Origin of the sequence: Microbacterium mcarthurae, from assembly GCF_046064585.1 — a bacterium.
GTDB lineage: Bacteria > Actinomycetota > Actinomycetes > Actinomycetales > Microbacteriaceae > Microbacterium > Microbacterium mcarthurae.
In genome coordinates this window covers 227,410-238,753 of record NZ_JAROCE010000003.1, presented here as the reverse complement: position 1 = coordinate 238,753, position 11,344 = coordinate 227,410, and the positions used below count along the sequence as shown (strand labels likewise).

General features: G+C 70.2%; 9 protein-coding genes. All 9 read right to left on the bottom strand.

The window, feature by feature from the left end; translation table 11 throughout:
- Positions 1–22: 22 nt before the first annotated feature.
- The 9 genes from P5G46_RS11105 to P5G46_RS11065 all read right to left on the bottom strand — a co-directional run bounded on the left by P5G46_RS11105 (position 23) and on the right by P5G46_RS11065 (position 11,338).
- The gene (locus P5G46_RS11105) at positions 23–307 is read right to left on the bottom strand and encodes a hypothetical protein (protein ID WP_239276978.1); all 285 of its coding nucleotides are present in this window, start codon (positions 305–307) and stop codon (positions 23–25) included.
- Positions 308–413: 106 nt separating this feature from the next.
- The gene (gene tuf, locus P5G46_RS11100) at positions 414–1,607 is read right to left on the bottom strand and encodes an elongation factor Tu (protein ID WP_228162638.1); all 1,194 of its coding nucleotides are present in this window, start codon (positions 1,605–1,607) and stop codon (positions 414–416) included.
- A 159-nt stretch (positions 1,608–1,766) separates the two neighbouring features.
- The gene (gene fusA / locus P5G46_RS11095; protein WP_239276979.1) at positions 1,767–3,881 is read right to left on the bottom strand and encodes an elongation factor G; all 2,115 of its coding nucleotides are present in this window, start codon (positions 3,879–3,881) and stop codon (positions 1,767–1,769) included.
- An 87-nt stretch (positions 3,882–3,968) separates the two neighbouring features.
- Positions 3,969–4,439 carry a 30S ribosomal protein S7 gene (gene rpsG / locus P5G46_RS11090; RefSeq protein ID WP_135063307.1) on the bottom strand — a complete coding sequence of 157 codons (471 nt, stop codon included), beginning with the start codon at positions 4,437–4,439 and terminating at the stop codon, positions 3,969–3,971.
- A 5-nt stretch (positions 4,440–4,444) separates the two neighbouring features.
- On the bottom strand, positions 4,445–4,813 hold the full coding sequence (gene rpsL, locus P5G46_RS11085) for a 30S ribosomal protein S12 (RefSeq protein WP_013584051.1): 369 nt from the start codon (positions 4,811–4,813) through the stop codon (positions 4,445–4,447).
- A gap of 294 nt (positions 4,814–5,107) precedes the next feature.
- Positions 5,108–5,875 (bottom strand): hypothetical protein, encoded by a 768-nt coding sequence (locus tag P5G46_RS11080; protein ID WP_408905705.1) that lies wholly within the window; start codon positions 5,873–5,875, stop codon positions 5,108–5,110.
- Positions 5,872–7,485 (bottom strand): DUF5684 domain-containing protein, encoded by a 1,614-nt coding sequence (locus tag P5G46_RS11075; protein WP_408905704.1) that lies wholly within the window; start codon positions 7,483–7,485, stop codon positions 5,872–5,874. Before P5G46_RS11075 ends, P5G46_RS11080 begins: the two co-directional genes overlap by 4 nt.
- On the bottom strand, positions 7,482–9,965 hold the full coding sequence (locus tag P5G46_RS11070; protein WP_408905703.1) for a transglutaminase TgpA family protein: 2,484 nt from the start codon (positions 9,963–9,965) through the stop codon (positions 7,482–7,484). The genes P5G46_RS11075 and P5G46_RS11070 overlap by 4 nt, the downstream gene beginning before the upstream one ends.
- Entirely contained in the window at positions 9,962–11,338 is a 1,377-nt protein-coding gene (locus P5G46_RS11065; RefSeq protein WP_408905702.1) for a DUF58 domain-containing protein, read from the bottom strand. The genes P5G46_RS11070 and P5G46_RS11065 overlap by 4 nt, the downstream gene beginning before the upstream one ends.
- Between the last annotated feature and the right edge of the window lie 6 nt (positions 11,339–11,344).

Genomic DNA, 11,344 nt, shown 5'->3' with positions numbered 1-11,344 from the left:
AGGGGCCGCCACGCGGGGCCCCTCAGACGAACAGGGGTGCCACCGCAAAGCCGAGCGCCACGAACGCCGAGCTCAGCCCGCCGATCACGGGGAGGGCCGTGGTGCCGACACGGCGACCCACGAGGAACCCGGCGACACCGGCGACGATGCCCGCTGCCGCCACCGCAAGCCCGATCACCGCCGACCTCTCGATGAGACCCGGGGCATCCGCCCGCAGAAGGAGCACCGCACCCAGCGCGGGCACACCCACGGCGGCGATCGCGAGCAGAAGCGAGACGACACCGAGGATGCGAGAGAGCGGCTTCACCCCAGCGACTCTACCGGCGGGGCACCCGGCGCTCCGGCCGGCCCCGCATCAACGACGAAGGGCCGGGCCCGAAGGCCCGGCCCTTGCCGGTCAGTCCGAAAGGGACTTACTTGAGGATCTTGGTGACGGTACCGGCACCAACGGTGCGGCCACCCTCACGGATCGCGTAGCCGAGGCCCTCTTCCATGGCGATCGGCTGGATGAGCTCGACCGACATCTCGGTGGTGTCACCGGGCATGACCATCTCGGTGCCCTCGGGCAGCGTGATGACGCCGGTCACGTCCGTGGTACGGAAGTAGAACTGCGGGCGGTAGTTCGTGAAGAACGGGTTGTGACGGCCACCCTCTTCCTTGGACAGGATGTACGCCGTGCCCTCGAAGTTGGTGTGCGGGGTGACCGAACCGGGCTTCACGACGACCTGGCCGCGCTCGACGTCGTCACGCTTGGTGCCGCGCAGGAGCAGACCACAGTTCTCGCCGGCCCAGGCCTCGTCGAGCTGCTTGTGGAACATCTCGATACCCGTGACCGTGGTCTTCTGCGTCGGGCGGATGCCGACGATCTCGACCTCGGAGTTGATCGCGAGGGTACCGCGCTCGGCGCGGCCCGTGACGACCGTGCCACGACCGGTGATGGTGAAGACGTCCTCGATCGGCATGAGGAACGGCTTGTCCTTGTCACGCACGGGGTCGGGGATGGACGAGTCGACGGCCTCCATGAGCTCGACGATCGAGTTCACCCACTGCTCGTCGCCCTCGAGAGCCTTGAGGCCCGAGACGCGAACGACGGGGGCGTTGTCGCCATCGAAGTCCTGCGAGGAGAGGAGCTCGCGCACCTCGAGCTCGACGAGCTCCAGGATCTCCTCGTCGTCGACCATGTCGGCCTTGTTCAGCGCGACGAGCAGGTAGGGGACGCCGACCTGCTTGGCGAGCAGAACGTGCTCACGCGTCTGGGCCATCGGGCCGTCGGTCGCCGCGACCACGAGGATCGCGCCGTCCATCTGAGCGGCACCGGTGATCATGTTCTTGATGTAGTCGGCGTGACCGGGGGCGTCGACGTGAGCGTAGTGACGCTTGGGGGTCTCGTACTCGACGTGCGAGATGTTGATGGTGATACCGCGCTGGCGCTCTTCCGGCGCCGAGTCGATCGACGCGAAGTCACGCTGGACGTTGGTGGCCGACGGGTACTTGTCGGCGAGCACCTTCGAGATGGCAGCGGTGAGCGTGGTCTTGCCGTGGTCGACGTGACCGATCGTTCCGATGTTCACGTGCGGCTTGGTCCGCTCGAACTTGGCCTTAGCCACTGGGTCCTCCTCAGGACGGTCGTGCAGAGTCTCGGGCGCTGGATTGCGACCGGTTCTCTACGGGGATGGTTCTCAGGTTACTAGAGAGTCGGTATTGAGTTTGAGCGGATGCCGGGAGCCCGGCCGGGGCGTGGGCTCCCGGCATCCACGAGAGCGGCGTTACTCGCCCTTGTTCTTCTGGATGATCTCGTCGGCCACGGCCTTCGGCACGTCGGCGTAGCTGTCGAACTCCATGGAGTAGACGGCGCGACCCGAGGTCTTCGAGCGGAGGTCACCGATGTAGCCGAACATCTCGGACAGCGGGACGTTGGCACGCACGACCTTGACGCCGGCGGCGTCTTCCATCGACTGGATCTGGCCACGGCGCGAGTTCAGGTCACCGATGACGTCACCCATGTACTCCTCGGGAGTACGGACCTCAACGGCCATGATCGGCTCGAGGATCGTCGGGTTCGCCTTGCGGACGGCCTCCTTGAAGCCCATCGAACCGGCGATCTTGAACGCCATTTCGGACGAGTCGACATCGTGCGAGGCACCGTCGAGCAGGATCGCCTTCACGCCCACCATGGGGTAGCCGGCGAGCACGCCGACGTTCATGGCGTCCTGGAAGCCCTGGTCGGTCGGCGAGATGTACTCGCGCGGGATACGACCACCGGTGACCTTGTTCTCGAACTCGTACGTCTTGTCGGCCGTGACCTCAAGGGGCTCGAGCGCGAACTGGATCTTCGCGAACTGGCCCGAACCACCGGTCTGCTTCTTGTGCGTGTAGTCGTGGCGATCGACCGACTTGCGGATCGTCTCGCGGTAGGCCACCTGGGGCTTTCCGACGTTGGCCTCGACCTTGAACTCGCGCTTCATGCGGTCGACCAGGATGTCGAGGTGGAGCTCGCCCATGCCCTTGATGACGGTCTGACCGGTCTCGGCGTTCTGCTCGACGCGGAACGTCGGGTCTTCTTCGGCGAGCTTCTGGATGGCGACACCCAGCTTCTCCTGGTCGGCCTTGGTCTTGGGCTCGATCGCAACCTCGATGACCGGCTCGGGGAACGTCATCGACTCGAGGACGACCTGCGCGTTGGGGTCGCACAGGGTGTCACCGGTCGTGGTGTCCTTGAGGCCGATGACCGCGTAGATGTGGCCAGCGGTGACCGAGTCGACGGGCATCTCCTTGTTGGCGTGCATCTGGAAGATCTTCCCGATGCGCTCCTTCTTGCCCTTGGTGGCGTTGACGACCTGCGCGCCGGAGTCGAGGTGACCCGAGTAGACGCGGATGTAGGTCAGACGACCGAAGAAGGGGTGCGTCACGATCTTGAACGCGAGGGCCGCGAACGGCTCGTCGCGGTCGGCGTGGCGCTCGATGACGACCTCTTCGTCCTTGGGGTCGTGCGCCTCGATGGCGGGCACGTCCAGGGGCGACGGGAGGTAGTCGACCACGGCGTCGAGCATGGGCTGCACACCGCGGTTCTTGAACGCCGAACCGCACAGCACGGGGTAGACCTCGCTGGCGATCGTCATCTTGCGGATGGCGCCCTTGATCTCTTCGTGCGTCAGCTCTTCGCCGCCGAAGTACTTCTCGAGCAGCGCGTCGTCGGACTCGGCGACGGTCTCGAGGAGCTTCTCGCGGTACTCGTTCGCCTTCTCGACGAGGTCGGCCGGGATCTCCTGGATCTCGTACTTGGCGCCCATGGTGACATCACCCTTGGCGTCGCCGGGCCACACCAGGGCACGCATGTAGACGAGGTCGACGACACCGACGAAGTCGTTCTCGGCACCGATGGGGAGCTGGATGACCAGCGGCTTGGCCTTCAGGCGGTTGACGATGGTGTCGACCGTGAAGTAGAAGTCGGCGCCCAGCTTGTCCATCTTGTTGACGAAGCAGATGCGGGGGACGTCGTACTTGTCGGCCTGGCGCCACACCGTCTCGGACTGGGGCTCGACGCCCTCCTTGCCGTCGAAGACGGCGACGGCACCGTCGAGCACGCGGAGCGAGCGCTCGACCTCGACCGTGAAGTCGACGTGACCGGGGGTGTCGATGATGTTGATCTGGTTCTTTTCCCAGAAGCAGGTGACAGCGGCGGAGGTGATCGTGATGCCACGCTCCTGCTCCTGCTCCATCCAGTCGGTGGTCGCCGCACCATCGTGCGTCTCACCGATCTTGTGGTTGACGCCCGTGTAGAACAGGATGCGCTCGGTCGTCGTCGTCTTTCCGGCATCGATGTGCGCCATGATGCCGATGTTGCGGACCTTGTGGAGGTCGGTGAGCACGTCTTGTGCCACGGGTGTCTTCCTTACCTGTTGGGAGGTTGATGCCGGGCCCATCGGGGGGCCCGCGACCGGGGTGCGGTCACGGGCCCTCCGCGGGTGTTACCAGCGGTAGTGCGCGAAGGCGCGGTTCGACTCGGCCATCTTGTGGGTGTCCTCGCGGCGCTTGACCGCGGCACCGAGGCCGTTCGAGGCGTCGAGGATCTCGTTCTGCAGGCGCTCGGTCATCGTCTTCTCACGACGGCCCTTGGCGTAGCTCACGAGCCAGCGCAGCGCGAGGGTGTTCGCGCGGTGCGGCTTGACCTCGACCGGAACCTGGTAGGTCGAGCCACCGACGCGGCGGCTCTTGACCTCGAGGGTGGGGCGCACGTTGTCGAGCGCCTTCTTGAGGGTGGCGACGGCGTCCTGACCGTTCTTCGACTCGACGCCGCGGAGGGCGTCGTAGACGATCGACTCGGCCAGCGACTTCTTGCCGTCGACGAGGATCTTGTTGACCAGCTGCGTGACGACGGGAGCGCCGTACACCGGGTCGTTGACGACGGGACGCTTCGGGGCGGGACCCTTACGAGGCATGGTTCTCAGCCCTTCTTCGCGCCGTAGCGGCTGCGAGCCTGCTTACGGTTCTTGACAGCCTGGGTGTCGAGCGCACCGCGGACGATCTTGTAGCGGACACCGGGGAGGTCCTTCACACGACCGCCACGGACCAGCACGAGCGAGTGCTCCTGCAGGTTGTGACCCTCGCCGGGGATGTAGGCGGTGACCTCGGTGCCGTTACGGAGCTTCACACGAGCGACCTTGCGCATCGCCGAGTTCGGCTTCTTCGGGGTGGTGGTGTACACGCGGGTGCACACGCCGGCCTGCTGGGGGTTCGACTTCAGCGCCGGAGCCTTGGTCTTCGAGACCTTCGGCGAGCGGCCCTTGCGAACCAACTGCTGAATGGTTGGCACGTTCTCTCCTTGTTTGTGCTGCACGGTGACAGCGTCGTGTCTCCCCCGACCCCTCGCGCATCTTGCGATTCGTGACGTGTCGGGCTCACGTGTGATCCACCGCGCGACAGAATGATCGGGCGCGATTGTGGTGGATATGCCGTGGGGGTGGCCTGTTCGCAGGCCATTCCCTGAGATGGTGCGAGCGTTGTTCCGTGCCGCAGCCCGAAGGCATGACGCACGGCGCGCGTGAACGCACACCCGCTCAATGATACGCGCCCGGGAGGGTGTGGGCAAACGTGCGGCGGGGGACGCTCAGCCCATCAGCAGGAACAGCGTGATCGCCGCACCCATGACGATCAGGACCACGGCGACGGCCAGCGCCACACCGCGACCGCGGCCCCGTCGCGGGGCACGCGGATGCACCGCGGCGGCATCCGGAGCATCCTCGGCCCGGGCCGCCGGTGCGCTGCGGGCGACGCGGACCGCCTCGTCGGCGCGCGGGCGATACAGCTCGTGGTCCGCCGCCGACGGTACCCGCGCCTCGCGGGCGGAGGGCACCGGGTCGCCGGAGGGGAGACCGGCGGTGGAGACCCGCGGACGCGACCGCGCACGACGCTCCCCCGCGGCGGTGTCGCCGGTCGACGTCGTATCGGTGGGCGGGATGCCGGGCCCGGCCACCTCGGGCCTGCTGCGGCGCCGACCGGGGGCGGTCTCGTCGGAGGGAAGGATGCCGGGCTCAGGCTCCGAAGGATCGCTCGGGCGACGGCGGGGGGCGGTCTCGTCATCGACCTCGGGAAACGCCGACACCGCCGGGTCATCGACCGGGGTCGCTCGTGCCGACACCACCGTGTCGTCCGCCGGAGCGGGCCGCGCGGAGATCACCGTGTCGTCGACCGGGTCCGCTCGATCGACGCGCACCGTGTCATCGGCCGGAGCGGGCCGCGGCGAGACGATGGTGTCGTCGTCGACCTCGTCATCGCCATCGACATCGCTCCGGGGCGGGGTGGGCCAGGCACGCAAACGCCCCGCCCACAGCGTGACGTCGTCGGGATCGTCGGCGCGGTCGTAGGGACCGCTCACGACTCCCTCCGCGCCAGGCGTACCTCCGCATCGCCGAGGAAGAACCGCTCCCCCGCCTCGATCTCCTCGCCCGGAGGCGCCTCGACCTCGGTGCCCATGAGCGTGGCGAACAGCACACCGTTGGTGGAGTCCAGGTCGGTGACGTACCACGTCTCGCCCTTGAGCTGCAGACGCGCGTGGGTCTTCGACACCGTGCGGGTCTCGTCGGCGATCGCCACCAGCTGGGCGTCGGGATGAGCGGCATCCGGAGCCGGCCGGCGGCCCACGATCACCACATCGGACGTGAGATCAACCGGCGTCCCGTGGGGCGGGACCAGCGCCCACGGGATGCGACGACGCCGCGTGACGACGGTGCGATCCAACGCGTCGAAATCATCGGCGGCGGGATCAGCGGGGAACTCCGGCTGCGTGTACAGCGCCGACACGGACGTGCGCGCCGACCGCGGAGCGCCGGCCTTCGGGGCCTCGGGGACGGCCGACACGGCCTCCGACATCTCGGGGAACTCGTCGTCGGTCTCGCCCGTGCCGAGCGGGGGCGCGGGAGCCTCGGGAGCCGGTCGCGTGAGCGGAACGTCAGCAGCGGGGCCGTCGGCATCCGTCCGCGGGGTCAGACCTCGCCACGGCGCGAGGTCCAGCGGCTCCGACTCCTCGCCGGAAGCAGCCTCCGGTTCGGCCGGAGCGACGGATGCCACGGGCCGGTCGGACGACGAGTCCCCGCGATCGCGGTGCGGGCTCGCCGGCACCAGGGGTGTCCCCGCGTCGCGAGGCGTCTCGTCCACCGGTGGTGCCGTGGAAACGTCGCGCGTCGGCGCGGGCGCACGCAGGGCCGCCAGCACATCGGCGAGCGAGTCGCCGAGGTCGACGGTGTCGCGGACGCCGTCGGGAGCGGGCGCAGCCGGCGAGGCGGGGGGCGTCGGCGCGGGCGAGGCGCTCGCGTCAGGAGCGGGCGCGGCCCAGGAGTCCGGTGCCGGAGCGGGCGCGTCGTCCGCGCGGGAAGCGGGCGGCGCCCATCCCGACGGAGACGGCACCGCGTCCGACAGCGACGGCGACGGAGCGGCGAACGGGAGCGCGATCGGTGCGGACACCGGCTCGGACGAGACCGCGACGTCATCGGTGTCGGCCGGGCGCAGCGGCTCGGGCGTCCATCCGCCGACGAGGGGCACGTACGGACCGGCGAAGTCCTGGCCCCGTCGGATCGGCGCGGAGTTCTCGTCGACGGCGCCCGAGCGGCGAACGCCAGGAGCCTCTTCCTCCCACCGGGCCTCACCGAAACCGAGGACGCTCGCCCAGACGACCGGGATGAACGCCCCGAGGACGGTCATGCCGACGCCGCGATCGAAACTCTGGCTCACCCGATGGACGGCGATGATCCAGACGACGGTGTAGGCGATGGTGCCGAAGAGCGGAATGAGGTTGAGCAGCACGAGCCAGGGCGAGAAGCCGCCGAGCTTGAGGACCGTCGCGACGTTGACGACGGGCACCCACGCCTTCCACGTCGGCTCACCGGTCTTGGAGAACATCGCCGCCAGCGCGAGGGCGTACCAGACGTAGACGATCACGAAGAGGAGCAGCGTGAGCGCCCCCAGGATCACAGCCGTGGAATCGTTCATGTCGTCGTGCGCCGCCCGGTGGACGTGCGCTTCCCCCTCTCGTCACGGTGCGGCGGCCGACGGCGCGAGGGCCGCGGGGCGAAGAACCGTAGGAACGATCTCAACGATACGGCCGCGCGCACGCGGCGCCACCAGCCGCGCTGGCGCGTCAACGTGCGGCGTTCGGCGTCGACGATGCGCCAGAACGCGGATGCCTCGTCGGCGGTGACCGTGCGCGACGAGAACACGGCCCGGTCGGCGTCGTCGGCCAATCGCAGACCCGCGGGAGTGTCGAACGCCTCGGCCAGCTCGCGGCGCGTCGATGAGGGGCGCAGTTCGCGTCCGGCATCCACCCCCGCATCGACGTACTCGTCCCACCCCCCGGCGATGGCGGCACGAGGGTCGGGATCGCGGCGCCGTCCGCGGCGGCGGAGGCCCTTGGCGACGAGGATCGCCAGGAACGGGCCGAACAGGATCAGCACGATCAGGAGAGAGATCCCGACCACCCGAAGGATCGGCCAGAGCCAGGCGAGGTCGAGGCCGTCGTCGGTCGACTCGTCGTCGTCGAGAGCGTTGTCCTCCTGCACCGGGTCGGGCGGGACGACTTCGTCGACGGTGTCGGGGCGGACCTCGGTGACGTTCTCGGGGTCGCGCTGCTGAGTGACCTCGAGGCTCGGCGACAGCTCCCACTGGGGAGTGACGTCGATCGGCGCCCAGCGTCCGTCGTCGCCCTGCACCTCGGTCCAGGCGCTGAGGTCGCGCGCGCGGCATTCGCCGTCGTCGCACGTCGCCACCCCCGGGTCGCTCGACGACACCCGCGCACCCACCACGACGCGCGCCGGGAACCCCAGCTCGCGCGCGATCAGTGCGGTGGCCACGGCGAACTGCTCGTCGTCGCCCACGGCGGCGACGTAGTTGCCCGAGGCTTCCGCGCGCGGGTCGTCCTCCCGTTCCAGCAGGCGCTGGAACATCGTGTCGATGCGCGCGAGGGAGTGACCCGACGCGCTGGGCTGCAGCTGGTAGCCGGGGAGATCGGCCGTCCACGCGGGGGCCGGTGCCCCCTCGGCGCGGGCGAGTCCGTGGCTGAGGTAGCCGCGCTCGCGCAGCAGGCGCACGAGGGCCATCAGGTCGGCCCCGGAGCGTCCCGTCGCGTGCTCCTCGACCCAGCGACGCAGATTGTCGCCGCCGGCGACGCCCTCGTCGATGCCGGGCGGGGACAGCGTCGTGGCATCCGCATCGACCGGCTCCACCGCGTCGATGCGGTACCGGTCACCGGGCGCGAGGCCTCCGTCGGCGATCTGCACACCGGCCTGGGCGTCGACGCTGTAGTAGAAGCGATCCGCCAGCAGCCCCTCCCGCTCGCCCTGGAACGTCGCCCGCACGAGCCGCCCGGCCGTCGGCATCCAGATCCCCCCGAGGTCGCCGATCTCGATATCGGCCTCCACGGCACGCCCGTCCGTTCGGGGCAAGGTGGACGGCACCCGCACGAACGCACCCGCACGCGCCCCGGAGGAGCGGAAGACCTCGCCGTCGTACGCGTCCAGCGTCGCCACGCGGATGCGCTCGGGAGCGGTCCCCGCCGTGTCCACCCGGAACAGGACGTCGTCGGCGCGGGCGTCCGAGAACATCGCGCGGTACTCCGACAGCGGGCTCACCGCCTCGGCGATCTCGCGCTCGGGCCCCGCCGCCGAACGCAGCACACGCCGGTCGGCATCCGCGGCCACGGACGGTACGACGGCGACCGCCGCGACGACGGCCACCACGAGCATGCCGGCGCCCAGAGCGGCGCGGCGGCGGTCGGTGCGCGACCGGCGGCGCGGCACACTCACCGCTCCCCTCTCGCTCGCCCGGCGCAGGGCGCGCACGCGCTCGTCGCGTGTACGCCACGCCAGCCACAGCACCGACGACAGCACCGCCGCGACACCGATCGCGGTCTCGACCGGTGCCGCGAGCGAGAGCGGCCCGACGACGACGGGGGCACTCGTGGAGGTCCGCCCGAAGAACAGACCGAACCCGCTCATCGCCAGACCGCTCACGACCGCGAACGGCGCGAGCCGATCCGCGCGAACGGCGAGCGCGAGCGTCGCGGCCGTCCCGGCGAGGAAGACCACGAGCGCAGGGACGAGGAGGTTGCGATAGTCGCCGACGGGGAGGTCGACCGTGACCAGGTCTTTCCACGCGAGCACGACGCCGGCGAACGCCTCGCCGAGACCCCGGACGAGATCGAGCGGTCCGCCCAGGCGCGACGGCACGGCCAGGGGGACCGCCAGCACCGCGAAGGCGCCCGCGACGAGGGCTGCCGTGACCCATCCGCCCCAGCGCCGCCACACGCTCAGCGCGACGATTCCCGCGGCGACCGGAACCGCCACCGCCACCAGCACCACGAACGCGGACCCCGCGTACACGGGCCATGCGGCGACCACCGCCAGCACCGCACACACGGCGGTGTACAGCGCCCCCGCCACGACGCGGGACCGTCGCCCCGCCTCGGCGTCGCTCACGACGTCGCCCCCCGCACGAGCAGACCGGCCAGGTCGTCGAGCGTACCGATCGTCAGCACCGTCAGACCGGCGACGCTCTGCATCCGCGGGTGCGCGCGCTCGTCGCACACGACCGCGGCGACCGCGGTGTCGGCGGGGAACGCTAGAGCCGCCTGACGCAGGCGCGCCAGCGGCACCGCCGACCCGACGACCACGAACGCGATCGACAATCTCTCGTTCGCCTCGGATGCCAGCCGGCACACGTCCTCGACGGGCATCGTGTTCTCGTGCGTGGCGAGGGCGCTGAAGCCGTCCAGCATCGCGCGGGGCGAGACGGTGGGGACGTGACGGATCGCCCGCAGACGCCCCCGCACCACCCGCGGAATCTCGGATCCGGTCACGATGTCGATGTCGCGCGCATCGCGGACCGCGCGCAGGCCCAGCGAGGCGGCGGCCGAGACGGCGAGCTCGTACTCGTCGGCATCCGTGTACTCCTGCGTCGCCGCGGCGAGCACGACCGCCATGCGCGAGCGGCGGGACTCCTCGTACTGACGGACCATGAGCCGCCCCGTCTTCGCCGTCGACTTCCAGTGGACCTGGCGGCGCGAATCGCCCGGGACGTACTCGCGGATGGCGTGGAAGGACATGTCGGCATCCACCAGCCGCCGCGCGGCGTTGCCCTCGAGATCGCGCACGAGACCCGCGCTCGTGGAGGGCAGGCCGACCGTGCGGGGATGGACGTAGAGGTCGTGCACGTCGTCGAACGCGTGCTCGCGGCGCAACAGGCCGACGGGATCGCTGCGCACGGTCGTCACCGGCCCGATGCGCACGACGCCGCGCGGCAGCGGCGGGATCTCGAGCGGCTCGGTGACCCCGTGACCCGGTCGCAGCAGCGGAACGGCGAACTCGACGAGCCCGCGTCCCACCGGGATGTCGAGGCGCCCGGGCAGGGCCGGTCGTCCGCTGTCGTTGCGCACGACGATCTCGCCCGTGACGCCCTGGCCCGCCACGACGCGTTCATGTGTGAGCGTCAAGTCCACGTCGTACGCGCGCGCGCCGAACAGGAACGGCACGCTCATGACGAGCAGCAGCACTGCCACGGCACCCGCGACCATCCACTCGACCCACCCGAAGACGACACCGAGCGCGAGCCCCGCCGTCGCGGCCACCGCCACGACCGTCCCCGCCGGTCGCACCGTGCGCCCGGCCCAGCGCACCGAGGCGTCCACGGCGTCCACGATCGTGCTCCACACCGCGGCCGCGCGCACCGCGGCGCGCACCAGGCGCCGCGTCCGTCGCGTCGAGGTCGACGTGACCGACGTGCGCGACCCGGTGCCGATGGTGCCGGCGGAGGTGCGAGTCAGCCGCGATTCGGTGAGGTTCACGTCGGGCACGACGTC